This window comes from Polaribacter tangerinus (genome assembly GCF_038024095.1).
Classification (GTDB): Bacteria; Bacteroidota; Bacteroidia; order Flavobacteriales; family Flavobacteriaceae; genus Polaribacter; species Polaribacter tangerinus.
Genome location: NZ_CP150668.1, coordinates 2,550,001 through 2,576,961 on the forward strand (window position 1 = coordinate 2,550,001; position 26,961 = coordinate 2,576,961).

Annotated in this window: 28 protein-coding genes (1 of these 28 only partly in view); 15 read left to right on the forward strand and 13 right to left on the reverse strand. The window is 30.2% G+C overall.

Going from position 1 to position 26,961, the window contains the following annotated elements:
• Positions 1-819 carry the 3' portion of an aminotransferase class IV gene (locus WHD54_RS11130; protein WP_088324844.1) on the forward strand. The gene continues 15 nt to the left of window position 1, outside the view, so only the last 819 of its 834 coding nucleotides appear in the window; its start codon lies off the left edge, out of view; the stop codon is at positions 817-819.
• Here the strand turns inward: WHD54_RS11130 and WHD54_RS11135 are convergent.
• From WHD54_RS11135 to WHD54_RS11155, 5 genes are all read right to left on the reverse strand, one after another.
• Positions 816-1,373 carry a YqgE/AlgH family protein gene (locus WHD54_RS11135; RefSeq protein ID WP_088324843.1) on the reverse strand — a complete coding sequence of 186 codons (558 nt, stop codon included), beginning with the start codon at positions 1,371-1,373 and terminating at the stop codon, positions 816-818. The genes WHD54_RS11130 and WHD54_RS11135 overlap by 4 nt on opposite strands.
• Before the next feature lie 91 nt (positions 1,374-1,464).
• The gene (locus WHD54_RS11140; protein ID WP_088324842.1) at positions 1,465-1,737 is read right to left on the reverse strand and encodes an HU family DNA-binding protein; all 273 of its coding nucleotides are present in this window, start codon (positions 1,735-1,737) and stop codon (positions 1,465-1,467) included.
• Positions 1,738-1,926: 189 nt separating this feature from the next.
• Positions 1,927-2,871 carry a methionyl-tRNA formyltransferase gene (gene fmt / locus WHD54_RS11145; RefSeq protein ID WP_198943173.1) on the reverse strand — a complete coding sequence of 315 codons (945 nt, stop codon included), beginning with the start codon at positions 2,869-2,871 and terminating at the stop codon, positions 1,927-1,929.
• 5 nt (positions 2,872-2,876) lie between these two features.
• Complete coding sequence (locus WHD54_RS11150; RefSeq protein ID WP_088324840.1) at positions 2,877-4,766, reverse strand: RecQ family ATP-dependent DNA helicase; 1,890 nt, start codon at positions 4,764-4,766, stop codon at positions 2,877-2,879.
• Complete coding sequence (locus WHD54_RS11155; protein ID WP_088324839.1) at positions 4,763-5,305, reverse strand: AAA family ATPase; 543 nt, start codon at positions 5,303-5,305, stop codon at positions 4,763-4,765. The genes WHD54_RS11150 and WHD54_RS11155 overlap by 4 nt, the downstream gene beginning before the upstream one ends.
• A gap of 97 nt (positions 5,306-5,402) precedes the next feature.
• Between WHD54_RS11155 and WHD54_RS11160 the strand changes: the two genes are divergently transcribed.
• Genes WHD54_RS11160 through WHD54_RS11180 form a run of 5 tightly spaced genes read left to right on the forward strand, consistent with a single transcriptional unit; the run spans position 5,403 to position 10,482 of the window.
• On the forward strand, positions 5,403-5,684 hold the full coding sequence (locus WHD54_RS11160; protein ID WP_088324838.1) for a DUF493 family protein: 282 nt from the start codon (positions 5,403-5,405) through the stop codon (positions 5,682-5,684).
• A gap of 9 nt (positions 5,685-5,693) precedes the next feature.
• Positions 5,694-7,334 carry a peptidylprolyl isomerase gene (locus WHD54_RS11165; protein WP_088324837.1) on the forward strand — a complete coding sequence of 547 codons (1,641 nt, stop codon included), beginning with the start codon at positions 5,694-5,696 and terminating at the stop codon, positions 7,332-7,334.
• The gene (locus WHD54_RS11170) at positions 7,331-8,179 is read left to right on the forward strand and encodes a hypothetical protein (protein ID WP_088324836.1); all 849 of its coding nucleotides are present in this window, start codon (positions 7,331-7,333) and stop codon (positions 8,177-8,179) included. Before WHD54_RS11165 ends, WHD54_RS11170 begins: the two co-directional genes overlap by 4 nt.
• Positions 8,145-9,527, forward strand: a complete 1,383-nt coding sequence (locus WHD54_RS11175) for a peptidylprolyl isomerase (protein WP_088324835.1) — start codon at positions 8,145-8,147, stop codon at positions 9,525-9,527. Before WHD54_RS11170 ends, WHD54_RS11175 begins: the two co-directional genes overlap by 35 nt.
• Position 9,528: 1 nt before the next feature.
• Positions 9,529-10,482, forward strand: a complete 954-nt coding sequence (locus tag WHD54_RS11180; protein ID WP_088324834.1) for an AAA family ATPase — start codon at positions 9,529-9,531, stop codon at positions 10,480-10,482.
• A 1-nt stretch (position 10,483) separates the two neighbouring features.
• Here WHD54_RS11180 and WHD54_RS11185 read toward each other — a convergent pair whose 3' ends face one another.
• From WHD54_RS11185 to WHD54_RS11195, 3 genes are read right to left on the reverse strand one after another with little or no spacing between them, the layout of a single operon-like run.
• Positions 10,484-11,032 (reverse strand): RsmD family RNA methyltransferase, encoded by a 549-nt coding sequence (locus WHD54_RS11185; RefSeq protein ID WP_088324833.1) that lies wholly within the window; start codon positions 11,030-11,032, stop codon positions 10,484-10,486.
• Positions 11,029-11,850 (reverse strand): DUF3822 family protein, encoded by an 822-nt coding sequence (locus WHD54_RS11190; RefSeq protein ID WP_088324854.1) that lies wholly within the window; start codon positions 11,848-11,850, stop codon positions 11,029-11,031. The genes WHD54_RS11185 and WHD54_RS11190 overlap by 4 nt, the downstream gene beginning before the upstream one ends.
• Entirely contained in the window at positions 11,834-12,565 is a 732-nt protein-coding gene (locus WHD54_RS11195) for a hypothetical protein (protein ID WP_088324832.1), read from the reverse strand. Before WHD54_RS11195 ends, WHD54_RS11190 begins: the two co-directional genes overlap by 17 nt.
• 107 nt (positions 12,566-12,672) lie before the next feature.
• On the opposite strand from WHD54_RS11195, the gene WHD54_RS11200 reads away from it, so the two are divergent.
• On the forward strand, positions 12,673-14,097 hold the full coding sequence (locus WHD54_RS11200) for an ATP-dependent DNA helicase (protein ID WP_088324831.1): 1,425 nt from the start codon (positions 12,673-12,675) through the stop codon (positions 14,095-14,097).
• A 13-nt stretch (positions 14,098-14,110) separates the two neighbouring features.
• Here WHD54_RS11200 and WHD54_RS11205 read toward each other — a convergent pair whose 3' ends face one another.
• Both WHD54_RS11205 and WHD54_RS11210 read right to left on the reverse strand, forming a co-directional pair.
• The gene (locus WHD54_RS11205; RefSeq protein WP_340767778.1) at positions 14,111-14,878 is read right to left on the reverse strand and encodes a lipid A deacylase LpxR family protein; all 768 of its coding nucleotides are present in this window, start codon (positions 14,876-14,878) and stop codon (positions 14,111-14,113) included.
• The gene (locus WHD54_RS11210; RefSeq protein WP_340767355.1) at positions 14,845-15,057 is read right to left on the reverse strand and encodes a lipid A-modifier LpxR family protein; all 213 of its coding nucleotides are present in this window, start codon (positions 15,055-15,057) and stop codon (positions 14,845-14,847) included. The genes WHD54_RS11205 and WHD54_RS11210 overlap by 34 nt, the downstream gene beginning before the upstream one ends.
• 91 nt (positions 15,058-15,148) lie before the next feature.
• Here WHD54_RS11210 and ppk2 (WHD54_RS11215) point away from each other — a divergent pair, with 91 nt between their 5' ends.
• Together ppk2 (WHD54_RS11215) and ppk2 (WHD54_RS11220) are read left to right on the forward strand one after the other, a co-directional pair.
• On the forward strand, positions 15,149-16,006 hold the full coding sequence (gene ppk2 / locus WHD54_RS11215; protein WP_088324830.1) for a polyphosphate kinase 2: 858 nt from the start codon (positions 15,149-15,151) through the stop codon (positions 16,004-16,006).
• 6 nt (positions 16,007-16,012) lie between these two features.
• Positions 16,013-16,798, forward strand: a complete 786-nt coding sequence (ppk2, locus tag WHD54_RS11220) for a polyphosphate kinase 2 (RefSeq protein WP_088324829.1) — start codon at positions 16,013-16,015, stop codon at positions 16,796-16,798.
• Between the two features lies 1 nt (position 16,799).
• Here the strand turns inward: ppk2 (WHD54_RS11220) and WHD54_RS11225 are convergent, their stop codons facing one another.
• A complete protein-coding gene (locus WHD54_RS11225) occupies positions 16,800-17,426 on the reverse strand; it encodes a hypothetical protein (RefSeq protein WP_088324828.1) in 627 nt (208 codons plus the stop codon).
• A 62-nt stretch (positions 17,427-17,488) separates the two neighbouring features.
• Here WHD54_RS11225 and WHD54_RS11230 point away from each other — a divergent pair, with 62 nt between their 5' ends.
• Together WHD54_RS11230 and WHD54_RS11235 are read left to right on the forward strand one after the other, a co-directional pair.
• On the forward strand, positions 17,489-18,043 hold the full coding sequence (locus WHD54_RS11230) for a Smr/MutS family protein (protein ID WP_198943171.1): 555 nt from the start codon (positions 17,489-17,491) through the stop codon (positions 18,041-18,043).
• Positions 18,044-18,063: 20 nt separating this feature from the next.
• The gene (locus tag WHD54_RS11235) at positions 18,064-19,197 is read left to right on the forward strand and encodes a cysteine desulfurase family protein (RefSeq protein WP_088324826.1); all 1,134 of its coding nucleotides are present in this window, start codon (positions 18,064-18,066) and stop codon (positions 19,195-19,197) included.
• Between the two features lie 56 nt (positions 19,198-19,253).
• Here the strand turns inward: WHD54_RS11235 and yidC are convergent, their stop codons facing one another.
• Positions 19,254-21,140 carry a membrane protein insertase YidC gene (yidC, locus tag WHD54_RS11240; protein ID WP_088324825.1) on the reverse strand — a complete coding sequence of 629 codons (1,887 nt, stop codon included), beginning with the start codon at positions 21,138-21,140 and terminating at the stop codon, positions 19,254-19,256.
• A 215-nt stretch (positions 21,141-21,355) separates the two neighbouring features.
• Positions 21,356-22,969 carry a CTP synthase gene (locus tag WHD54_RS11245; protein ID WP_088324853.1) on the reverse strand — a complete coding sequence of 538 codons (1,614 nt, stop codon included), beginning with the start codon at positions 22,967-22,969 and terminating at the stop codon, positions 21,356-21,358.
• Between the two features lie 176 nt (positions 22,970-23,145).
• On the opposite strand from WHD54_RS11245, the gene WHD54_RS11250 reads away from it, so the two are divergent.
• The 4 genes from WHD54_RS11250 to carB all read left to right on the forward strand — a co-directional run bounded on the left by WHD54_RS11250 (position 23,146) and on the right by carB (position 26,941).
• Complete coding sequence (locus WHD54_RS11250) at positions 23,146-23,370, forward strand: hypothetical protein (protein ID WP_088324824.1); 225 nt, start codon at positions 23,146-23,148, stop codon at positions 23,368-23,370.
• Complete coding sequence (locus WHD54_RS11255; protein ID WP_088324823.1) at positions 23,354-23,683, forward strand: hypothetical protein; 330 nt, start codon at positions 23,354-23,356, stop codon at positions 23,681-23,683. Before WHD54_RS11250 ends, WHD54_RS11255 begins: the two co-directional genes overlap by 17 nt.
• 129 nt (positions 23,684-23,812) lie before the next feature.
• Positions 23,813-23,974, forward strand: a complete 162-nt coding sequence (rpmH, locus tag WHD54_RS11260; protein ID WP_088324822.1) for a 50S ribosomal protein L34 — start codon at positions 23,813-23,815, stop codon at positions 23,972-23,974.
• A 111-nt stretch (positions 23,975-24,085) separates the two neighbouring features.
• A complete protein-coding gene (gene carB / locus WHD54_RS11265; RefSeq protein ID WP_088324821.1) occupies positions 24,086-26,941 on the forward strand; it encodes a carbamoyl-phosphate synthase large subunit in 2,856 nt (951 codons plus the stop codon).
• Positions 26,942-26,961 lie beyond the last annotated feature (20 nt).

Consider the following 26,961-nt stretch of genomic DNA (forward strand, 5'->3'; position numbering starts at 1 on the left):
GGTGAATTATTATTTAAAGAAAATGTTTCATTAACTACTGATAATAGAGGATTTAAATACGGTGACGGTATTTTTGAAACTATCAAAGTAATTAACAAAAAAATTATTTTCTGGGAAGATCACTATTTTAGATTAATGGCTTCTATGCGAATGTTGCGAATGAAAATTCCGATGGAGTTTACTTTAGAGTTTTTACAAGAAGAAATTTTGAAAACTATAGCTGTTTCTGATACTGGATCTAGTTACAGAGTTCGTTTAAATGTTTTTAGAAAGGATGGTGGTTTTTATACACCTACCACAAACGAAGTGTCTTATTTAATTGATGTATCTCTCGATAGCTTCACAACAAAAGAGACATATGAAATAGACGTTTTTAAGGATTTTTACAATTATTCTGGTCTTTTGTCTACAATTAAAACCAACAATAGACTTATTAATACCTTAGCAAGTATTTATGCAAAAGAAAATGATTTAGACAATTGTGTTTTAGTAAATGAGCGAAAAGGTGCCGTAGAAGTTACCAATGGAAATTTATTTATTTTAAAAGGTTTTACAGTTAAAACACCTAGTTTATCTGAAGGTTGTATAAAGGGTATTGTGAGAGCAAAGGTGATAGAAATTTTAAATAAGAATAAAGAGTATACAATAGAAGAAACTACTATTTCTCCTTTTGAAATTCAAAAAGCAGATGAAGTTTTTATTACCAATGCAATTATGGGAATTCAACCTGTAACAAAATATAAGAAAAAGAAATTTAAAACAGATTTAGGTAAAAAATTACACGCTAGTCTTAGAGTATTACAAATTGCAGGAAATTAATTGAGGTTAAAATCTTTTGGTGCATTAGACCATAATTTATAGTCTCCTCCTTTTTGTAGTAGTTTGTTTTTCCATAAATTATCTTCTTTAATAGCAAGTATGTTTTTAAAATCGTTTTCAGAGAGAAACCAAGATTTATTTTGAAGTTCTTCTATTAGTTGATTTTTATTCCAACCAGAATATCCCAAGAAAAACCTAATTTCATTTTCACTTAGTATTTTTTTGTTCAATAACTCTTTTAATTCTTTGAAATTTCCACCCCAAAAAATGCCGTTGGATACCTCTATACTATTTGGAATCAAATGCGGAACTCTATGTATAAAATATAAATTATCTTGCTCTACAGGACCACCTTGATATATTTTTAAATCACAGTCTATTTCAGGTAATAGATCGCATAGAAGATAATCTAATGGCTTATTTAAAATAAAACCTACAGCATTATTATTAGTAAACTCGGTTAATAGAATTATTGCTCTATTAAAGGCATCATCATTTAATATTGCTGGTTCGGCTACGAGTAATTTTCCTTTTTTTATTTTTTCAGAAGGCATAGATGGTTTTTATCACTAAGATAAGAAAATAAAGTATAAAAAAAACTCTCTTTAAAAAAGAGAGTTTTTATGTTATCTAAAAACAGTGTTCTTAGTTTACAGCATCGCTTAAACCAGCACCTGCTTTAAATTTTGCTACATTTTTAGCAGCAATTTGGATAGTTTTTCCAGTTTGTGGATTTCTACCACTTCTTGCTGCTCTGTTAGATACAGAAAAAGTTCCAAAACCTACTAAAGCAACCTTTTCACCTTTCTTTAAAGAAGAAGTTACGTTACCTGTAAAAGACTCTAATGCTGCTTTAGCTGCTACTTTAGAAATTCCTGCGTCAGCAGCCATTGCATCGATTAAATCTGATTTGTTCATAATGATAATTTTTAAATTGTTTAATAAAATTTTTTTTCACGTTAAAACGCTTAACAAATATAGACGGATTGTGGGTTTACGCAAATTACAGTACTAAAAAAGTGGCTTTTTGTTGATAAAAGATAGTCAATTGTTAATAAACCTCACTTTGAAAATCAAAAAACTCTAAAATCCTTGTAGTTAAAGGCTTTACATCATTGTTGCATTTTCATAAAACTGAAATCCGTTTAGCAGACTTTTTGCATCCATTTTTTTCTTTCCAGAAAGTTTGATTTCATCAATAATGATATACCCTTTATTTACAGCAACTTTCATTTCTTTTTTTGAAGTTATTATTTTACCAATTGGTAAATTATGCTCTTCTTGTTGTTTTTTTACTGAATAAATTTTTACACTAATTTCTTCGTTATTATTTTTTAGTATTGTCCATGCACAAGGAAAAGGGTTTAGACCTCGAATTTTGTTATAGATAGTATCTAAATTTTGAAACCAATCTATTTTTGTATTTTCTGTATGAAGTTTAGGGGCTATTTTTTCTTCTTTAAGAGGTTGGTGTATCGTTTTTACATTTCCCTCAGAAATCAACCTTACTGTTTTTGCCACAAGTTTTGCACCAATTAGCATTAATTTGTCGTGAAGACTCCCCACTGTTTCTGTTTCACTTATAGTAGTTCTTTCTTGGAGGATTATGGCACCAGTATCAATCTTTTCATCAATAAAAAAAGTAGAGACACCTGTTGTTTTTTCGCCATTAATAATTGCCCAATGAATTGGTGCGGCTCCTCTGTAATCGGGTAATAAAGAGGCGTGTAAATTAAATGAACCAAGTTCTGGTAGCTGCCAAACTATTTTAGGTAACATTCTAAAAGCAACTACTATTTGTAAATTTCCATTTAAAGCCTTTAACTTTTTATTAAAGTCTATATCTTTTAAATTACGAGGCTGTAATATTGGTAGGTTTTTAGTTTTCGCATACTTTTTTACGGCAGATTCATTTATTTTTCTGCCTCTTCCTGCAGGCTTATCTGGTGCAGTTACCACGCCAACTACAGTATAGTTATTTTCTATTAGATGGCTTAGTATGCTTACTGCAAAATCTGGTGTTCCCATAAAGACTATGCGGATATCTCTCATAATTTTTATTTTATTTTGTACTTATTTTGATTATTAATATAAATTTTGTCTTCTATTAGTAAAGATTGTAAATGATGTAAAAGATCTTCTTCAGATAAGTTAAGACGATTGCCAATTTCTTTGGAGGTTAGATTGTCTTTTTCTTGCAAAAGTTGAAGAATTAAAAAAGCTAAATTTTTAGTATTCTTTTTTTTCTTTTGAATACATACAGAACAGATTCCACAATAGTGAGTACTCTTTTCATTAAAATAGCTTAGCAATTGTATACTTTTACATGTTGTATTATTTTTTACGTAAGATAATAAATCGATAGCTTTTTGTTCTTTTTGCTTCAAAAATTGTTTTATTTCCCTACCAAATCTGTTAATAGTTTTGTCGTCTTCTCTTGGTATTAGAAAATAGATAGAAGTATCTGTAGCAATTGGGGTATATTCTATAAGTTGTTGGTTTTGTAATTGTTCTAATAATTGATGAACTTTTTGAGAGGTAATACCCGCTTTTTTTCCTATGAAGAAAGGATCTATTTTAACTTCATTTTCAAAAAGACCACCATAAGTTCTTAATAAGATATTTAGGAAGTTCTTAATTTCTGATTGACTTTGTGGGTAATTAAGAATTACTTTGTGGTTTGCAACAACTCGAATTTTCGCTTTTTTATTAAAAGAATTATCAAGTGCAATTATTCCGTAATTGTTTAATATTTTTAAAACAGTTTCAGTTTTTTGAATTGAGAAATTATATTTTCTGCAGAATTCTAAAAAATTAAAATCGAAAGAACTTTCTAACAATTCTCCGTTGGCTATTTGAAAATGTTGATATAGTTTTTTGTGAATCTCTTTAATGGTATTAAGTGATGGTATTGCGTTTTGAAGTTGCTCTTTAAATAATCTAATATCATTATCATTATACAATAATACACCAAAAGATTTTTTATTGTTTCTACCAGCTCTGCCTGTTTCTTGTACATAGTTTTCTAAACTTTGAGGCATGTTATAATGTATTACTAAGCCTACATTTGCTTTATCTATTCCCATACCAAAAGCATTGGTGGTAACTATAATTGGCTTTTTTTCAGACAACCAGTTTTTAAAGGCTATGTTTTTTTCTTTAGAGGATAAACCACCATGGTAATAGGAAGCATTAAATTTGTTTGCTTGCAAAAAATTAGCTATTTCTACTGTTTTTTTTCTTGTATTTACATAAACAATTGCTGGAACTTTTGTTTTTGTAAAAATTTGAATTAAACGTTCTAGTTTGTCTTCTATCTTAAAAACTTGGTATGCTAGATTTTCTCTAAAAAAAGATTTTTTGAAAATTACAGGTTTTTTAAGTTCAAGATTAATAGCAATATCTTCTAATACTTTTTTATTGGCAGTGGCTGTAAGAGCAATAAAGGGTGCAGAAGGTGAAAGTTCCTTTAATATTTTAATTTTTCTGTATGATGGTCTAAAATCATTACCCCATTCCGAAATACAATGTGCTTCGTCTATGGCAACTAATGAAACATTAAGTTCTTTTATTTTTTGTTGAATTAAATCAGACTGAAGTCTTTCGGGAGAAATGTACAAGAATTTGTAATGACCATATTTTATGTTATCGAATAAAGATATTATTTCGTCTTGTGAAGTGCCAGAGGCAATTGTAGTTGCTTTAATGTTTAGTTTTTTTAGGCTATTAACCTGGTCTTGCATCAATGCAATTAAGGGAGAAATTACAATACAAACTCCTTCTTTTGCAAGGGCAGAAACCTGAAAGCAAATAGATTTTCCTCCTCCGGTTGGCAATAAAGCTATCGTATCATTACCTTCTAAAACAGTATTAATAATTTCTTTTTGTGGCTTTCTAAATGAGCTATATCCCCAATATTTTTCTAATATGTTTTCGATAGAAATCATATTTTTAAAGAAAGTGTATTTAAAATAAAATCTGTTCTTTTATCAATACTTCCAAAAGGAACGTTTATTACATTGTAACCTAGTTTAGAGTAAGTTTTTGTTAGAAAAGTATCAATTTTAACAGTTTCTTCAAAAGTTTCATATCTTTCATTATCAGTGGTATGAATTTCTTTCCATGGAGAAAAGTGAAAAATTTTTGTGTATTTATACTGTTTACTTTTTTCTGTAAAAGTTTTTGGGTAACTGGTATTAAAGTAATCCATGTAAGCATGAACATCTGGAATTCCCCTATCAAAAAAAACAATATTAATTTTTTTCTTTGAAGCTTCCTTGTATTGTTTTACTCTTCCTTCTAACAGCATTTCACTAAATAGCAATGGTTTTTCTAAAAACAGTTGATCTATACCATTTGATTTTGCTTCAAGTATTACTTCTCTAGAAACTTCTGGCATACAGCAATAGTTTCTATTTTCCAGTTCATTTAAAACAGATGTTTTCCCGGTACCAGGACCTCCAATAAGAACAATTTTTTCTTGCATTTCACAAAAATAAATCATTCCCTTTATAAAACTAATTTTTAATGTAATTTTGTCACTTTAAATATATTTAAATTTAAAGAGTAATTTTCTAATACCGATGAGTAATAAAGAAGAATTTTATAAAAAATTAGAAGCTCAGTTAAACGATACTTCTGTTTTTCCGACAGATTATTTGTATAAATTTATCGTACCCTCTAAAGGAAATCAAGTAACAGAAGTAGCCGATATTTTTAACAACACTGGTGCTGTTATTTCAACAAAAAAATCAAAAACAGGAAAATATGTAAGTGTTTCTATCGTTTTAAAAGTAAAAAATTCTAAAGAAGTAATTTCTTATTATTTAAAGGCAGAGAAAATAGACGGAATTATTTCCTTATAACTTTACATTATGAAAACAAAATTACTTTATATTTTTTTATTCTTTTTAGTTTTTAATTTGAAAGCTCAGAATGATCATAAAACTTTGGTGGTTATTAATGGTGAAAAAATTTCAGTATCAGATTTTAAACGTGTTTATGAAAAAAATTTAGATGCAATTGAAACGAATGAATCTAAAGACGTTTCTAAAAATTTAGACTTATTTATAAATTATAAATTAAAAGTAGCCGAGGCGTATGATTTAAAATTAGATACATTGCCTTCTTACATTAATGAAATTGAGAATCATAAAAATCAGCTTTCAGCACCATATTTAAAAGATACTTCTTTTATAGCGCCATTGCTAAAAGATATCTATTTTAGAACAAAAAACAGAATAAAGGTAAAACACATATTACTTCGCCTTCCTGTAACAGCTACACCAAAGGATACTTTGGCGACCTACAATAAAATTTTAGCACTAAGAGATACAATCTTAAAAGGAAAGAGTTTTGAAGAAGTCGCAGTGGCATATTCCGAAGATTTATCGGCACAAGATGATAAAGAAACTGGCAGAATTGGCAATAAGGGGAACTTAGGTTTTTTTGATGCTTTTAAGATGGTTGCTCCTTTTGAAGATGCTGCTTACCAAACTAAAGTAGGAGAAATATCTCTACCTTTTCGTACAAATTTTGGGTATCATATTTTAAAGGTAGATGCTATAAAACCCTCAAAGGGAGAAGTTGAAGCAGCACATATTTTAATACGAGATACCACTAATGTTGGTAAAAGAAAAATAGATACTATTTACAATCTATTAGTAAACAAGGAACCTTTTTCAAATTTAGTAAGTAAATATTCAGAAGATCCTGGGTCAAAAGTAAATGGTGGAAGTTTAGGGAAATTTTCGGAAGGTAGAATGGTTAAAGCCTTTAATGATCAGGTTTTTAACCTGCAAAACGAGGGTGACTTTTCCAAACCGTTTAAAACAAGATTTGGGTGGCACATAGTAAAGCTTACAAAAAAATATCCAATAAGAACTTTTGAAGAAATGGAGAGTGAGCTTAGAAATAAGGTAAAAAGAAGTGCACGAATGTTACTTTCTGAAAAAGCAGTTTTAGATAAACTAAAAAAAATGTATGTTATTACAGAGAGTGAGAGCGCAAAAAAAATATTAAATAAAAAAAATATAAGAGATTTAAAAAGAGACTCTTTACAACAAACTTTATTTACCATACAAAACAAAGAAGTACTACAATATTTATTTGTAGATTACAATAAAAACAGACGACATAAACCTATTTTTGTTCTTTATGAAGAATTTTTGAATAAAGAAATACTAAACTATTACAAAGAAAATTTAGCACTTTCAGAACCTGACTATGCAAATACTTTAAAAGAGTATCAAGACGGTTTGTTATTATTTGAATTGATGCAACAGAAAATTTGGAATAAATCTGCAGAAGATAATAATGGATTGGAAAAATACTATAATGACAATAAAAAGAAATATTTACACAAAGAATTAGACGAAATAAAAGGAAAAGTAATGAATGATTACCAAGAATTCTTGGAACAAGAATGGGTGGCAGAATTACGAAAAAAGAATGTTGTTCAGATACAAAAAAGGCAACTAAAAAAATTAATTAAATACTACCAAAATAATAAATGAGACTTTTAGGTATTACTTGCTTTTTTTTCATTTTATTGACTTCTTGTGACTATATAACGCTAAAAGAAAAGCAAGAAAGTGTATCTGAAATTATAGCCATTGTTAATACTCAAAAGCTTTTTAAAAAGGATTTAAAAGGTATTTTACCAAATAATATATCTAAAGAAGATAGCCTGGTTTTAGTTAAAAATTATATTAAAGATTGGGCTGTTAAACAATTACTTTTAGAAAAAGCTACAACAAATAACTCATCTGAATCTATAGAAACTATAGAGCAGTTGGTAAATGATTATAGAGAAAGTTTGTTAATTAATAATTACAAAGAAGAGCTAATAAAGCAAAAGTTAGATACCGTAATTTTAGAGGAAGAGATAGAAGATTATTATCAATTTAATAAAGAAAATTTTAAGTTAAATGAAATTTTAATAAAAGCTAGATATCTACATTTTAATAATGAAGTTAAAGATAAGGATGAAATTATAACCTTATTTAAATCTGACAATATTGATGATTTAGAAACTCTAGAGAAACAACAATTAAGTTTTAAAAAGTACCATTTAAATGATTCTATTTGGATGCGAATGGATAAGATTTTGTTAAAACTACCATTTTCGGAAGAAAATCTGTTAAAAAAAACAAAATTCATTCAAAAACAAGACTCATTAGGTTTATATTTGGTGGCTATAAAAGATGTTTTGGAAAGAAACGAAATAGCTCCATTAAGCTATATAAAACCAACCATAAAACAAATGATTTTACACAAGCGTAAAATCGAACTAATAAGAGAAATCGAAAAAATATTAATTAAAGATGCCACAGAAAACAACAACTTTAAACATTACTAAATTACTTTTTACAATCGGTATTTTACTTTATAATGCTTTAGAAGTAAATGCTCAAAAGATAAAAGTAGATGGTGTAGCAGTTGTAATTGGAAAAAACATTGTTTTAGACTCCGATATTGCTAAGTTTAAAAAAGAAATTGAGTTAAGAAGTGAGGGAAAAGTAACCATTTCTGATTGTGAAATGTTAGAAGAGTTAATGCAACAAAAGCTTCTTTCTCATCATGCGGTGGTAGATAGTGTTACGGTTTCAGACGCTGAAGTTTCGAGTAATGTAGACAGAAGTATTCAATATTTCACCCAACAATACGGTAGTTTAGACAAAGTAATTAACGCTTATGGTTTTAACGATTTAGACGATTTAAGATCTGAGCTTTACAATGTTCAAAAAGAAAATATTTTAGTAGAAAAAGAGCAATTAAAAGTAACAGAAAAAGTAGATGTTACGCCAGAAGAAGTACGCTTGTATTATAATGGCTTAAAAGAAAAGGGCGAGCTACCAGAATTTCCAGCAGAAATAGAATTGGCGCAGTTGGTTATGAATGCAAGTCCTACCAAGCAAGAAAATGATAAAATAATTGCAAAATTAAATGCGCTTAGGCAAGAAATTATTGATGGTGCAAGTTTTAGAATGAAGGCAATTATAAACTCTAAAGATCCGGGTGTTGTAGAAAACGGTGGAAAGTATCCTGTAACTAAAGAGTCAAATTTTATTAAAGAATTTAAAGAAATGGCTTTTACGCTAGATGTTGGTCAAGTTTCGGAACCATTTAAATCAGATTTTGGTTACCATATAATGCAATTACACCAAATTAAAGGAAATACTAGGATTGCATCACACATTTTAATGCAACCAGAAATACCAGAATCTCGACTAACAGAAATTAGACTAAAAGTAGAGGAAATTAAAAGAGATATTGAACAAGGAAAACTTACATTTGAAGAAGCTGTAGAAAAATATTCAGATGATAAAGACACTAAAAACAGCGGTGGTTTAATTATCAATCAAAATACAGGTGAGTCTAAATTGAATTTAATAGGTTTAGATCCTGCATTTTACGCTAGAGTTAATGATTTAAAAAAAGGAGAGTTTACCGATGTTTTTTATGATGAATCTCGAGGAGGAGAAAAAATGTATAAGTTCCTTTTAATGAAAGATAGAACAGATACTCATACGGCAGATTTAGTAGAAGACTATGTTAAAATACAAGAACTTGCTCTGTTAAAAAAGAAGGAAGAAGTAATAGAAAAATGGGCAAAAGACAAAATTAAGGATACCTATATTAAATTAGGAGAAGATTACAAGAAGTGTACTTTTAGCAAAAATTGGAAAAAAGAAACTATTCGATAAAATGTCAGACGTAGCAGCAGTTAAAGATTTAATTCATAAATATAAGGTTTTACAAGACGAGATTGGTAAAGTAATTATCGGTCAAAAAGAAGCAGTAAACTTTACGTTGTTATCTATTTTTTGTGGTGGACATTCTTTATTGATTGGTGTACCAGGATTGGCAAAAACACTACTTGTTAATACCATATCTGATGTTTTAGGACTTAATTTTAAAAGAATTCAGTTTACGCCAGACTTAATGCCTTCAGATATTTTAGGAAGCGAAATACTAGATCAAAACAGACAATTTACGTTCGTAAAAGGACCTATTTTTTCTAATATTGTTTTAGCAGATGAAATAAATAGAACTCCACCAAAAACACAAGCTGCGCTTTTAGAAGCAATGCAAGAAAAATCTGTAACTGTTGCAGGAAATCATTACAAATTGGCTTTGCCTTTTTTTGTTTTAGCCACACAAAACCCAATAGAACAAGAAGGAACTTACCCTTTACCAGAAGCTCAGTTAGATAGATTTATGTTTTCTATAAACCTAGAATATCCTAGTTTTAGAGAAGAAGTGGCCGTGGTAAAAAATACAACTTCTTCTATTAAGCAAAAAATACAATCTGTGTATAATGGAGAAGAAATTATTGCTATTCAACAATTGATTCGTAAAATTCCTGTGGCAGACAACGTTATAGAGTATGCTGTTCGTATTGTTGGTAAAACCAGGCCAAAATCTGAAGAGGCAACAGAAATGGTGAAGAGTTACTTAGATTGGGGAGCAGGTCCTAGAGCATCTCAAAATTTAATTTTAGCTGCAAAAGCTCATGCTGCAGTAAATGGTAAATATTCTCCTGATATAGAAGATGTACAAGCGGTAGCTGTACCTATTTTATCACATAGAATTGTAAAAAATTACAAGGCAGAAGCAGAAGGTATTACCATAGCAAATATTATAGCTTCTTTACTATAAATTATTCTTCTATTATATTTTCAAAAAAGCTAAACACATTTCCACCATATCTCTTGTCGTAGCTATGATATTTATGGTTGGATAAATCGGTATGTTTAGAGTGCTCGATTATTAGAACACCCTCTTTATTAAGCAAATTCCTTTCAAAAACAATATCTGCAATTTTAAGAAATTGTTCTTCGCTAAAATCATAGGGAGGATCTGCAAATATTACATCAGATTTTAGGGATGTTTTTTCTATAAATTTATATACATCACTTTTTACAGCCTGAATATTTAATGCCAGTTTTTTTGCTGTTTCGTTTATAAATTTTATGCAACCAAAATGGGCATCAATTGCATAAATTTCTTTAGTTCCTCTCGAGGCGAATTCATAGCTAATATTTCCGGTTCCAGCAAATAAATCAATAACACTAATTCCGTCAAAATAGAAAGTGTTATTTAAGATATTAAATAAAGATTCTTTTGCCATATCTGTAGTTGGTCGAACAGGCAAGTTTTTTGGAGCACTTAATCGTCTCGATTTTAATTTTCCAGAAATTATTCTCATGAGCCTAATAAAATATAATTGGTGTGCTTTGGGGTTTTTAAGTCATTAAAAATAGCATTGTCGCTCTCTAAAAAGTAAATATTTTTAATGTATTTGTAGGTAATATTATACGTGTCAGAATCTAAAGATATATCACCCATCAGGTAAAGTGAAAATAAAGTTGTATCTAGTTTAAGTTGCTCTGCAACAAATAAAATATAGTAAATAAAGTCTTCTTTTGAGCTATAAAAAAAACTATTAGAAAGAAGAAGTTTTTTAGCATCTAAAACTACAATATCTAAGCTGTTTTTAGTAACGTTTACATACATTGTTTTCTCGTTACTTCTATTAATGGCAACTATTTTTTCTATAAGAACTGTTGTATGATGTTTGTATTCGAAAGAGCCAAAATTTTGAAAAAGATAGTTGTTTATATTTACATATGGTATATAAACATTTTTGGCATTAAAATTTGCTAAACTGTCGTAAGTAATAAAGTCTGTAGTTAATGTTTTTACGTTATACTTTAAGTAACTTTCCAACTTTTCTTCATCAAAAAAAAGGTTAGGGACAATGGTAGATAGGTTATTTTGATGAATAACAGTAACTGACAAAAAATCTCCTTGTAAGTGAATATCTGTCTTAAAAATTTCTTTTATTTTTTCTAAAAGAGAAGAAGGCGTATTTTGTGTTTCTTCAAACTGATACTCACAGAAATACACTGTTTTTTTTTGAGAATTATTATAAATGGAAAAAGAAAATCCATCCAAATTAAATTGGATGGATAATTCATTTTCTTTTAAATTCTTAAAAGATATGTTACTATTCTTTTTTATCAATTTGTTTGTCATAAGAAGGTGGCCAATTTCCACCAGTTGTTACTTCGTCTAAAGAACCCACAGAAACAAACTCTCCTTTAATTTGATCGGTTCTTATATCCTCTAATTCTTGCTTAACAAGAGACTCGTTCATTCCTTTTAAAATATCTTTTTTATGAGCTCTAGCTCTAAAAGTAGGAACTACTAAACCTGGTACTTTTTCTACAGTACCAATTTCTAATTCAAATTCTTTGCCAGGTACATTTGGTACAGCAAACATATTTTTATAGTCTCTTCCTTCAAAATACTTTAACACAGGCTCGTACCCAATAGTATCGGTAACTCTTTTTTCTACATCTACAATTACACCACCACCTCTGTTTACTTTTTCTACAATAGTTTTTGTGTTTGTAAGTGCTAATTTGGCAGAATCTATAAACTGAATTAAGCCTTGTTTGTTAGTAGTGTATGCACCAGTAACTTCGTAATGTTTTACTTGTGCATCTCTAATAATTTTTAAATTTTCGATAACAGGAGCAAATTTGGCAACTTTATTTTTATTAAAATTAATTGGCTCCATAATTCCGTTGTAAATTTTTGTTCCTAAAAACACGGCTAAAACCAATAGCAACAAAGATGCTACCCATCTAAGTTTTAGTGGTAAATATTTAACTATAACAATAGCTACAATAACTGAACCTAAAGCGGCAGCCAAAATCATTCCTAATAATTCCATTTTTTTGATATATTTTTTTAATACTCTTATCGCAAATCTACAATTTTTTTTCAATGATAAAAATTTTTCTTTACAAATCGATGTATCTTTGATACTTTAATTTATTTATGATAGAAATACCTGCAGATTTTAGTAAGCTACTACGTAAGAAATTCCCTTATCAACCTACCGAAAAACAAGCAAATTTATTGCATTTGCTGAGTAGTTTTATTTTTGATAAAAATAAAAATGCTTTGTTTTTATTAAAAGGGTTTGCAGGAACTGGAAAAACAACTTCTATAAGTGCTTTTGTAAATTCGTTGACTTTTGCAGGTAAAAAAGCTGTGCTTTTAGCGCCAACAGGTAGGGCTGCAAAAGTTATTTCTGTTTATTCTAAAAGACCTGCTTTTACTATTCATAAGAAAATTTATTTTCCCAAAAAACAATCAAATGGTAGTGTTTCTTTTGTTTTACAAAGTAACAAGCATACTAATACTATTTTTATTGTTGATGAGGCTTCTATGATTCCAGATGGTAAGCAACATCAACAATTATTTGATACCAGTTCTTTATTAGACGATTTAATTACTTATGTGTATTCTGGTAAAAATTGTAAATTAATTTTTATTGGCGACACCGCTCAGTTACCACCCGTAAAACTAGATGTTAGTCCTGCCTTAGACCAAGATACACTTACTTATAATTACGACAAGTCAGTTACAGAAATAGAACTTGATGAAGTAATGCGACAGCATGAAAATTCTGGAATTTTAGCCAATGCAACTACTTTGCGTTTTCTTTTAAAAAGTACCAATGAACAATTTAAGTTCGATGTAGATTTTCCGGATATTATAAGACTACAGGATGGTTACGAAATTGAAGATGCAATTGTTAGTGCATATGAAAAAAATGGAGTAGAGGACACCGCCCTCATTGTAAGGTCTAACAAAAGAGCCAACTTATACAATCAGCAAATTAGATATAACATTCGTGGTCAAGAAAATGAAATTTCTGCAGGAGACTATATTATGATTGTAAAAAACAATTATTTTTGGTTACCAGAAACTACTAAAGCTGGTTTTATTGCCAATGGAGATATTTGCGAAGTATTAAAAATTTTTGCTATTAAAGATTTGTATGGTTTTAAGTTTGCCGAAGTAGAAATTCGAATGATTGATTATCCTGAAATGGCCCCTTTTGAAACCGTATTGTTGTTAGACACGTTATCTAGTGAAAGTCCGTCTTTAACCTACGAAGAGTCGAATAAACTATATCAAGCTGTAAGAGAAGATTATGCAAACGAAAAATCGAAATACAAACAGTTTCAAGCCATTAAAAAGAACCCTTACTTTAATGCTTTACAAGTTAAGTTTTCGTATGCAATTACTTGTCACAAATCTCAAGGTGGGCAATGGAAAACTGTTTTTATAGAGCAACCATATTTGCCAGAAGGAGTTTCTAAAGAATATTACAGATGGTTATATACGGCTATTACACGTGCACAAGAAAAACTCTATTTAATAGGTTTTAAAGATGAATTTTTTACAAACTAATTACAAGCTAATGTTATTTTAAGCGATAATTTAAAGAGATACTTCCATAATTTTGTCCTTTAGAATGAAATAATCCTTTAGATTTATTGCTGTTATAATTATATGTATAACCAAAATAAAAGTTTTTTACTGTAAACAAAAATCCGATTTCTAAATGAAATACAAGCGGAACTAATTCTTTAGTAACGTCGCTTTTAGTATTTAGAAAGCTACCTTGAATAGTAGCATCATAAAATTGATATTTTACTGAAGGTTTTACAAAGAAAAAAGATTCTTTTTCTGTATTGTAATTTGTATCATCATTATTTAATCCACTATTAAAAGCAATAGAATTTGCAATTTTTTGAAGTGGTAAAAGTCCAAATCTAGCCAACAAACCCGTATTTAAATTTGTTTTGATAGTTCCAAGTTTAGAGCTGTTTGCCCAAGTAAGATCAAATGAATTTGTGCTATTTTTTAGTAGAAATTTATGATGATTAAAATTTAAATTTAGTCCTGCAGCATTTTTTATTTGATACTTCCAGCCAACACCTTCTTCAAAACCATACATGGTGTGCACAAAATTCTGGAGCTCTTTACCAAACGCGTTTGGCCCAATAACACCTATTTGAAAAGTTGTTTTTAAAGATTGATTGTTTTTGTAAATGTTTAAGGTCGAGTAGTTGGCAGAGAGGTAAGCGGCAAAAGGTCTATCGTGGTTTTCTACAAAGTTAACAATCGGTTTAAATGGCGTGTAAATTTGATGATTTAGTTGCCACTCGATAATTTTTTTTCTAGTGATTTTTTTTTATTTTTTGATAAATATCGATAACTAATAAAAAGACCATTCGAATAGTATCGATCATTTTTTAAAGATGTATACAAGTCGTTTTCAGAAAGAATACTAATTTCTTTACTATTTTTTTTTTGAGAAAAAATTGAAAACGATATCAAACAGCATAAGAACAGAATTTTTTTCATAGATTACAAATATAACAGAACTTGTTTAAAAAGATTCAATTTTATAGCAGTTTAGAAAAAAAGTAATATTTTAGACACAGAAATAGAATGTATGAGTTCCGAAAAAGGATTAACCAAAGAAGATTTTGAAAATCTTACCGATAATAACGAGTTATTATCCCTAATTAAACAGAAAAGTAATCACTATCAAAGTGTATCTAAAACACTTTTATATACCGAAGAATTGAGACTTTTACAGATTGAGTTGGTAAAATTACAACAATGGATTTCTGAACAAAAAAAGCGAGTTGCAATTATTTTTGAAGGTAGAGATGCAGCAGGTAAAGGTGGTAATATTAGACGATTTATGGAGCATATGAATCCGAGATCTAGTCGTTTAGTAGCATTAAATAAACCAACAGAAATAGAGAAGGGGCAATGGTATTTTCAAAGATATATTAAAGAATTACCCAACCCAGGAGAAATTGTTTTTTTTGATAGAAGTTGGTATAATAGAGCAGTTGTAGAGCCAGTTATGGGTTTTTGTACAGAACAACAATACAAAGAGTTTTTAGTGCAGGTGCCAGAGTTTGAACACATGATGTATGAAGATGGTGTTATTATAATTAAGTTTTGGCTTTCCATAACAAAAGATGAACAATTAAAGCGATTTGAGGCACGAAAAGAAGATCCTTTAAAAAGGTGGAAATTTAGTCCGGTAGACAAACAAGGGCAAATGCTTTGGGATAAATATACCCATTACAAATCGGAAATGTTCTCTAAAACCCATACAACATATAGCCCGTGGATAATGATAAAGACCAATGATAAAAAAATAGCTCGTTTAGAAGCAATGAGACATGTTATTTCTCAGTTTGATTATGAAGGGAAAGAACAATCAACTACTATTTTAACTCCAGATCCTAATGTAGTAATGCGTTATTTTAGGTCTAATAAAAATGTAGATTAAACAGGTATGGAAAATAATTTAACAGCCAAAGAAGTATCAAAATTAAATACCAAGAAAGGTTTATTGGCATTGCTCTCTAAAGAACCTTTAAATATAGAAAGAGGCTTAAGATATGTAGATTATCAGAAGAAATTAAAAAAACTTCAGGTAGAGCTTATTCGTTTACAAACTTGGGCAATAGAAAATAATGAACGTATAATTATTGTTTTTCAGGGAAGAGATGCAGCTGGTAAAGGAGGAGCTATAAGAAGACTTACCGAGCGAATTAATCCACGACATATGAGAATTGTTGCCTTGCCAAAGCCAACAAAAGATGAAGAATCTCAATGGTATTTTCAAAGATATGTAGAGCAGTTTCCAAAGGCAGGAGAAATTGTTTTTTTTGATAGAAGTTGGTATAATCGAGCAGTTATTGAACCAGTAAACGGTTTTTGTACTCCAGAGGAATACGATATTTTTATGAATCAGGTGAACAATTTCGAAAACATGATTTTAGAATCTGGTATTCATTTGGTTAAAATTTACATGTCTATTTCAAAAAAAGAACAAGCAAAACGTTTTGCAGACATTAAGAGCAATCCGTTAAAACAATGGAAAATGACTAAATTAGATGAAAAGGCTCAGTTTTTATGGGATCAATATACAGAGTATAAAAATGCAATGTTTAAAAGAACAAATACACCAAATTCACCCTGGAAAATTATTCGAGCAAATAGAAAGACAGAAGCCAGAATTAATGTGATTCAACATGTTTTAAAAAGTATTCCTTACGATAAAAAACTAGAAATATAAATTAGTATTTCTTAATGTTGTTAAATATAAAATAAATTTCTGCAGCTATTTGTTCACTAGTAGTTAGGTACACTTCTTGCCAAAAAGCGGAATCATCTGAATGTTTTGGATCTGTGTAAGGTACATGAAATCGATGTATGGCTTCTGGTACAAAAGGACAATTTTTATCTGCATTATTACAGGTAGTTATAGCAATATATGGCGTGCTGTTTTCTGTGTCATCAAACCGTTTCGAATATCCTAATAGCGTTTTTTTGCAACCAAAATAAGAAATACTGTAAATAGGGTTTTGATGTGAAAAACTTTCTATGTTAAAATCGAAACCAGACTTTTGAAGTGTTTTTAAAGTGTTTCTGTAAAATGAAGTCACTGCAGTTCCGCCCGAAAAACTCCTGATATTTAAATTAAAAAAGTCTGCAGCATAATGGGCCCAAACCTGAGCAAACTGACTTCTTCTAGAATTGTGTGTGCAAATGAAATTAAGATTTACAACTCCATTTTTATGATATTCTTTAGAAATAGTCTCTGCAATTTCACAAAGTAGTGCTTTTCTACTTTCTTCAAGTTTTATTTTTTTTGCACATTTTTTAAAAAAGCTTTCGGTAGAAATTAGAGAAGAAGTAGACATATCTTATTTTTTGAACAAAATTAAGTGCTTATCTTTGAACTTGAATTAAAATAATGTTAAGAATGCGTTTCGAAATCGGAAATAAAGTGGCTGTTTTAGACGATGTTTTAAAAGGAGAGGTAATTGCTATTACCAACAATATAGTAGCTATAAAAACTACAGATGGCATGCATTTTAATTTTAACGAAAAGGAATTGGTCAAAATAGGGGTTTCTCAACACGAGCTTTCTAAATTTTCTGATATAAATAACAGTTTGCTAGATGAGAAGTTGGCTGCTTCTAAAAATCAGCCTAAGAAAAGTCTTTTTAAAAAACAGCAAAAAGAAACTATAATGGAGGTAGATTTGCATATTAATCAATTGGTAAAATCTGTAAAAGGAATGGACAATTATGATATGTTAAACCTTCAATTAGATACTGCAAAAAGTAAAGTAGAATATGCTATTAAGAAAAAAATATCTAAAATTGTTTTTATTCATGGTGTTGGCGAAGGTGTTTTAAAAGGAGAATTGCATGCGTTGTTAAACAAATATCCAATAAAATATTACGATGCTTCATATAAAAAGTACGGTTTGGGAGCTACTGAAGTGTATGTTTTTCAGAACGTAAACTCATAAATTAGACTTATTTTTGCACTATGAAACCGATTTATTTAGACAATGCAGCTACCACTAAAATGGCACCAGAAGTAATTTCTGTAATAAGCAATTCTATGGAGCTCAATTATGGGAACCCTTCCTCTACACATCAATTTGGTAGAAAAGCAAAAACAAGTGTAGAAAAAGCGCGAAAACAAATAGCTGCTCATTTTAATGTTTCTGCACAAGAAATTGTTTTTACTTCTAGTGGTACAGAAGCAGATAATTTAATTTTACATAATGCAGTAAATCATTTAGGAGTTAAACATTTAATAACTTCTAAAATTGAACATCATGCTGTTTTACATACGTGCAAATTTTTAAGTGACACAAAAAATATACGTTTGTCTTATGTAAATATAGATACTTTTGGGAATGTAGATATTTCTCATTTAGAAACCCTTTTACAAAGTTCAGAAGAAAAAACCTTGGTTAGTTTAATGATGATAAACAATGAGATAGGCACACTTTTACCCATAAAAAATGTTGCTGGATTGTGTAAAAAATATGAAGCTTTATTTCATTCAGATACGGTACAAGCCATCGGACATTATCCTATCGATTTACATGACATGGCTATCGATTTTATGGTAGCAAGTGCACATAAGTTTCACGGACCAAAAGGAGTTGGTTTTGCTTTTTTTAGAAAAGGATTTGGAATTTTGCCAATGCTTCATGGAGGAGAACAAGAAAGAGGAGCCCGTTCTAGTACAGAAAATGTTCATGCTATTTTAGGAATGGAGAAAGCGCTAGACATTGCAGTATCTTCTATGGAAAAAGATATGCTGCATTTAAATAACATAAAGCGCTATTTTATTTCTGCCCTTAAAAAATTATCTAATGATATTGATTTTAACGGTAATTCTCATGATTTAGATAATAGTAGCTGCACTATTTTAAACGTTCGTTTTCCTCTAAAGAACTCTATGTTACTGTTCGAACTAGACTTAGCAGGAATTGCAGTTTCCGGCGGTAGTGCTTGCCAAAGTGGTAGCAATAAAGGATCTCATGTATTGTCTGAAATATTACCAGTAAATGAAGCAGATAAAACCTCTGTACGCTTTTCTTTCTCTAAATACACCACCTTACAAGAGATAGATGTTACAGTTAAAAAGTTACAAGAGTTGTTGTAAAATTTGTAAAAAACACAAAAAAAACCGAAACTAATTAGTTTCGGTTTTTTTATGAATTATCTTTTGCCTTTTTGTTGCTTTGCTTGTTGCTCTTGCGCTTGTTTCATAGCTTCGTCTATTCGCTGTCTAAACTTACTTTTTTTCTTTTCTGGACGTTTTTTATTTTCTTCTATTTGAGCATGAATTTTATCTTCGTCGATTACAAAATTTTTAATTGTAAGCATTATTGCAATAGTTAATAAGTTAGAGATAAAATAATATAAACTTAAAGAACTTGCGTAGTTGTTAAAGAAAAATAACATCATAATAGGAGAGAAGTAAATCATATACTTCATCATTTTGGCCATATCTGGCATTCCTTCTTGAGCAGGAGCTTGCATATTAGCTTGCTGGCTTTGGTTCATTTTCATGTAAAAGAAAATGGCTACGGAAGCTAAAATTGGAAATAGACTCACATGATTTCCGTAGAAAGGAATACTAAATGGCAGTTTAAAAATGGTGTCATAGGAAGATAAATCGTTAGCCCATAAAAAGCTTTCTTGTCTTAAAGCAAGGTTGGTAGGAAAAAACTTAAATAAGGCAAAGAATACTGGCATTTGTAGCAATGCTGGTATACAACCAGACAACATGCTAACTCCTGCTTTTCTTTGAATAGCCATTGTTTCTTGCTGACGCTTCATGGCATTTTCTTTACCAGGATATTTTTCATTTAATGCTGTTAATTCGGGTCTAATAACCTTCATTTTTGCACTCGATAAATAAGATTTGTATACTAACGGAGACATCAGTAGTCTTACAACAATGGTCATTAGAATAATTATTAAACCATAATTTCCTAAAAAACCTTGTAATAAATTAAATACAGGATAAAAAATGGTCCTGTTTAAAAAGCCAAAAATTCCCCAACCTAAATCTGCCGTTTCATCTAAGCTAGTTCCTTCATATTTTTTTAATAAGTTATAATCACTTGGTCCGTAAAACCATTTCATGTTATAGTTTAACTCGCCATTAGACAATTCTAACGGAGTCTTTAGCTCATATCTTTTGGTGTAAACGGTATCAATTTCTTCATTAACCACTAGGTCTGTAGAAGTTATTGTTGCTTTATTAAAAGGTTTTTCTGTTAATAAGTTAGAGGTAAAAAAGTGTTGTTTGTAAGAAACCCAATCAACATCATTTAAAACTTCTGTATTTCCGGGTCTTATGTAATCTACTTCATCATCAGACTTGTAGTAATACCAAGAATACATTGTGTTTTCGGTTTTTAAACTTTTTTCATTTCTATAGCCATCTAATGTCCAATCTAAATTAATAGGAGCAGATGCGTTAATTACATTGTTTAATCCTTGAGAACGAACAGAAAAGTTAACCATATATTCATTTGGTAACATTTCGTACCTATATTCTAAAAACTGTGTTTCAGAAACTTTAAGTTTCATCGACAACACATTATTATTGCCATTTTTAGAAGCGTTAGCCTCAAAATATAAGTCTTTTGTATTAAGAATACGGTTGTCTGTAGTTCCGAAATTAATATTAAAAGAGGCGTTGTTATCTTTTACCAAATACAATGGTAAGGAGTCGTAAGTTTTGTAATTCTTAACCAGAGCAGCAATAATTTGCCCACCTTTGTTATTTATAGTTAATTTTAAAAGGTTGTTTTCTAAAACAGAAACACCCTCCGAAGCATTTATAGCACTGTTTGCAAAAGCACCCAATTTATTTTTTGCAGCTACTTGTTGTAAAGAGTCGTTTGAAAAAGAATTTTTATTCGAAAATGTATCTTCTTGTGTAACCTTTTGTGTATCCGCTACAATTTCTGTAGTAGTTGTATTGTCTGTTTCTTCTGGTAGAGGCTTGTTGGTGCTAATCCACCAGAAAACAATACCTGCTAATAAAATCATTCCAATAAAAGAATTGTAATCGAATTTTTTTTGTTCCATGTGTTATTTTAAAATGTCAGTTTGTCATAATGTCAAGAAAAATTCTTGATAAAAAAGAGACAAATGTAGTAAAAAAGCAGATTTTTTAATGATTTTACTGCTTTAAATTAGTTTATAATGTATAGTTCAATAAATGTTCCGTTTTTAGTGTAACCTTAAAGGATACATGTAATCGTAATTTTTTATTTAAAATATAAGTAACTCATTTACAATTATTAATTTTTAGACTGCTTTAAGGCTGCTTTAATAAAATCTACAAATAAAGGATGTGGTTTTAACACCGTACTTTTATATTCCGGATGGTATTGAACGCCCACAAACCACGGGTGTTTTTCAACCTCTACTACTTCTACCAAGCCCGTTTTTGGGTTGATACCAGTTGCTTTCATTCCGGCAGCTTCAATTTCTTTTAAGTAGGTATTGTTAAACTCAAAACGGTGCCTGTGCCTTTCGCTAATTAATTCAGATTGATATGCTTTAAAAATCTTAGAATTTTTAGATAGTTTACAATCCCAAGCACCTAAACGCATAGTTCCCCCTTTTTCAGTAACTTTTTCTTGACTTTCCATTAAATTAATAACAGGGTGTTTTGTGCTTTTGTTCATTTCAGTTGAAGACGCATTTTCTAAACCTAACACGTTTCTTGAATATTCAATAACGGCCATTTGCATACCTAGGCAAATTCCGAAAAACGGAATTTTATTTTCACGAGCAAATTTTACGGCTCTAATTTTTCCTTCAATACCTCTATCTCCAAAACCAGGAGCTACTAAAATACCATTTACTCCTTGTAATTTTTTTGCTGCATTTTTTGGCGTTAAACTTTCCGAATGCACCCAACGAACATTCACTTTAGTTTCGTTAGAAGAACCAGCATGAATAAAAGCTTCTGTAATCGATTTGTAAGAATCGTGTAACTCTACGTACTTACCTATCAAAGCAATTTCTACTTCATGTTTAGGGTTTTTATGTTTCTGTAAAAAGTTATTCCATACTTTTAGTTCGGGTTCTCCTTTAGAAGACAATTTTAGTTTGTTTAAAACTACGGTGTCCAATCCCTGTTCTAGCATTAAATTAGGAACATCGTATATGGTTTCTGCATCTATAGACTGAATAACATCTTCTTGTTTAACATTACAAAATAGAGCTAACTTTCTTTTAATATCATCAGAAATTTCATGTTCTGTTCTGCATACTAAAATATCCGGACTCACACCACTTTGCATTAACATTTTAACAGAGTGTTGTGTAGGTTTGGTTTTTAGTTCTCCTGCAGCCGCTAAAAAAGGCACTAAAGTTAAATGAATAACAATTGCGTTTTCTTCTCCTTTTTCCCACAATAATTGTCTAACAGATTCCACATATGGCAAAGATTCTATATCGCCAACAGTACCACCAATTTCTGTAATTACTATATCGTACTCACCAGTTTCTCCTAAAAGTTGAATTCTTCTTTTTATTTCATCTGTAATATGAGGAATTACCTGTACTGTTTTACCTAAAAACTCACCTTTACGTTCTTTATTAATTACAGATTGATAAATTCTACCTGTAGTAACGTTATTGGCCTGAGAGGTAGGTATGTTTAAATAACGCTCATAGTGCCCTAAATCTAAATCTGTTTCTGCACCATCATCAGTTACATAACACTCGCCATGCTCATAAGGATTTAAAGTTCCTGGGTCGATATTAATATAAGGATCTAGTTTTTGTATGGTTACAGAAAAGCCTCTTTCTTGCAATAGTTTTGCCAAAGAAGCCGCTATAATTCCCTTTCCAAGGGATGAAGTTACGCCTCCTGTTACAAAAACGTATTTAGTATTACTCATGGTATTTGTAGGTTTGCGCAAAAGTACTAACTCTAAAAATTCTGTCAAATAAAAAAGATGAAATATTTTTAACTAATTAATGATAGACATAAAATATTACATTACATTAGGTGTATTTCAGATTCCGATGGCATTTTTGTTGATGCGCATCTTAGAATTGGTATAAATTTATAGGAATGAGATATGTTTTAGTATTAATTTGTTGTGTATTATTAGTTTCTTGTTCTTTTTTATTTCCAAACGGTCTTGGTGTAAACCTTGGGAAGTATACTTACAACTATTTGTCGTTTAATAAAAAGTTAGATTATAATGATAAAACCTATCTTTTAAACCCCACAGGTTTTTCTAACTCTAAGATTGAAGGTAGTAAGCATTTACCCTTTGTTGTGTCTTTTTTTTAAACAAAATACCAATCTAGATTATTTAATTTTAAGTAAAATTAGTTTTTTAGAGGATTTTAAAAATGGAGGTTTAACTAAAGCAAATAGAAAATTACTTATTGGTTCAGAGGCAGGAGCTATATCTTTTATTAAAATTTTAGATATTAAGAAAAACGAAGTTTTTTTAGAGCTAAATTGTGTTGGAACTATTAGGTTACAAGAGGAGAGAGATTTTTACACAAATGAAATTAAATTACAACCTACGTTATTTCATAAAGACTTTTATGAGTTAGGCGAAAAAGCCATGAAAAAGCTTTTAAAAAAGATAAAATAAATATATTTAATTTTTTTTTAAAATAGTGTTTGTCTAAAATAAAAACAATTGTATATTTGCACACGCTTTAAAGTAGCGTAATGCAATCGCATTAAAAATATATTTAGAAGTCATTTAAAAACACACATAATGCCAAAAAGAACTTACCAGCCATCGAAAAGAAAGAGAAGAAACAAACATGGTTTCAGAGAAAGAATGGCTTCTGCAAATGGAAGAAAAGTATTAGCTAGAAGAAGAGCTAAAGGAAGAAAGAAAATTTCTGTGTCTTCAGAATCTAGACATAAAAGATAATATAATGATTAACAATTGTTAATAATTAAGGTGTTGCTATTTTTAGCAACACCTTTTTTTATACCTAAACACTAACTATTTTTACAAACTCATAAAAATCAACTATTTATCATGCCCAAAAGAAAAGACCTCAATTCTATTTTAATTATCGGATCTGGACCTATTGTAATCGGTCAAGCATGTGAATTTGATTATTCTGGTTCACAGTCTTTACGATCTTTAAGAGAAGATGGAATTGAAACCATTCTAATAAATTCGAACCCTGCAACAATCATGACAGATCCTTCGATGGCAGATCATATCTATTTGTTGCCTTTAACAACAAAGTCTATCATTAAAATTTTAAAAGAGCATCCGCAAATTGATGCTGTTTTACCAACAATGGGTGGGCAAACTGCACTAAACTTATGTATAGAAGCAGATGATAAAGGTATTTGGAAAGATTTTGGTGTAAAGTTAATTGGAGTAGATATAGATGCAATTAACATTACAGAAGATAGAGAGCAGTTTAGGGAGTTGATGTTAAAAATAGATGTGCCAATGGCACCTCAAGCAACAGCTACTTCATTTTTAAAAGGAAAAGAAATAGCACAAGAGTTTGGTTTCCCTTTAGTAATTCGATCTTCATATACTCTTGGTGGTGCTGGAGCTTCTATTGTTTATGACCCAAAAGATTTTGATGATTTATTAAGTAGAGGTTTAGAGGCTTCGCCAATTCATGAAGTGATGATTGATAAGGCAATGATGGGCTGGAAAGAATATGAATTAGAATTACTTCGTGATAAAAATGACAATGTTGTTATTATATGTTCTATCGAAAACATGGATCCGATGGGAATTCATACAGGAGATTCAATTACGGTTGCTCCTGCCATGACGTTATCAGATAAAACCTATCAAAAAATGAGAGATATGGCCATCCATATGATGCGCTCTATCGGAGATTTTGAAGGTGGTTGTAATGTTCAGTTTGCAGTTTCACCAGATGAAAAAGAAGAAATTATAGCCATAGAAATTAATCCTCGTGTATCTCGTTCATCCGCTTTAGCGAGTAAAGCAACCGGATATCCTATTGCAAAAGTAGCCACTAAACTGGCCATTGGTTACACATTAGATGAATTAGAAAACGGAATTACCAAATCTACCTCTGCGTTGTTTGAACCAACATTAGATTATGTAATTGTAAAAATACCACGCTGGAACTTCGATAAGTTTGAAGGTTCAGACAGAACTTTAGGCTTGCAAATGAAATCTGTCGGCGAGGTAATGGGAATAGGAAGGTGTTTTCAAGAAGCACTTCACAAGGCTACACAATCTTTAGAAATTAAAAGAAACGGATTAGGAGCAGACGGGAAGGGATATACCGATTACGATCAAATTATAGAAAAATTAACTAATGCTAGTTGGGACCGTGTTTTTGCTATTTATGATGCCATTGCTATGGGGATTCCACTAAGTAAAATTTATGATATCACAAAAATAGATATGTGGTATCTAAAGCAATATGAAGAGTTGTTTCAGCTTCAAAAAGAAATTTCTACTTATACAATAGATACTCTTGGTAGAGAATTGTTGTTAGAAGCAAAGCAAAAAGGGTATGGAGATAGACAAATAGCACATATGCTAGGTTGTTTGGAAAGTGAAGTTTACACAAAAAGAGAAGATTTAAAAGTACAACGAGTATTTAAATTGGTTGATACTTGTGCTGCAGAATTTGAAGCAAAAACACCTTACTATTACTCAACTTTCGAAAATGAAATTGAAACAGCTAGTGGAGATATAGTAATTGCTAATGAAAGTATAGTAACAGAAAAAAAGAAAATTATTGTTTTAGGTTCTGGACCAAACAGAATTGGACAAGGAATTGAGTTCGACTATTGTTGTGTGCATGGTGTAATGGCAGCTGCAGAGTGTGGTTACGAAACGATTATGATTAACTGTAACCCAGAAACAGTATCTACCGATTTTGATACGGCAGATAAGTTATATTTTGAGCCAGTATTTTGGGAGCATATTTATGATATTATTAGACATGAAAAACCAGAGGGTGTAATTGTTCAATTAGGTGGTCAAACAGCACTTAAATTGGCTGAAAAATTAACTAAGTATGGTGTTAAAATTTTAGGAACTTCTTTCGAAGCACTAGATCTTGCAGAAGATAGAGGAAGCTTTTCTGAACTATTAAAAAATAATAAAATTCCGTATCCTCAATTTGGTATTGCAGAAACAGCCGATGAAGCTCTGGCTTTGGCAGATCAATTAAGTTTTCCTATTTTAGTAAGACCTTCTTACGTGTTGGGAGGTCAGGGAATGAAAATTGTTATTAACAAAGAAGAGTTGGTAAAACACGTAGTTGATTTGTTGGGTAGAATGCCAAATAATAAACTGCTATTAGACCATTATTTAGATGGTGCAATTGAAGCGGAGGCAGATGCCATTTGCGATGCAGACGGTAATGTGTATATTATTGGTATTATGGAACATATAGAGCCTTGCGGAATACACTCTGGAGATTCTAATGCTACATTGCCTGTATTTAATTTAGGAGACTTGGTATTGCAACAAATTAAAGACCATACAAAAACCATAGCAAGAGAATTAAAAACAGTAGGACTAATAAATGTTCAGTTTGCTATTAAAAACGATGTAGTTTATATTATAGAGGCTAACCCAAGAGCTTCTAGAACTGTTCCTTTTATTGCTAAAGCATACAAAGAACCTTATGTAAATTATGCAACCAAAGTAATGTTAGGACATAACAAAGTAACCGACTTTAACTTTAATCCTCAGTTAGATGGTTATGCCATTAAACAACCTGTTTTTTCTTTTAACAAGTTTCCAAATGTCGATAAAAAACTTGGTCCAGAAATGAAATCTACTGGAGAAAGTATTTTGTTTATAGACAGTTTAAAAGATGATGATTTTTATGATTTATACGCTCGAAGAAAAATGTATTTGAGCAAGTAATTATTTCAGTTTATATAAGA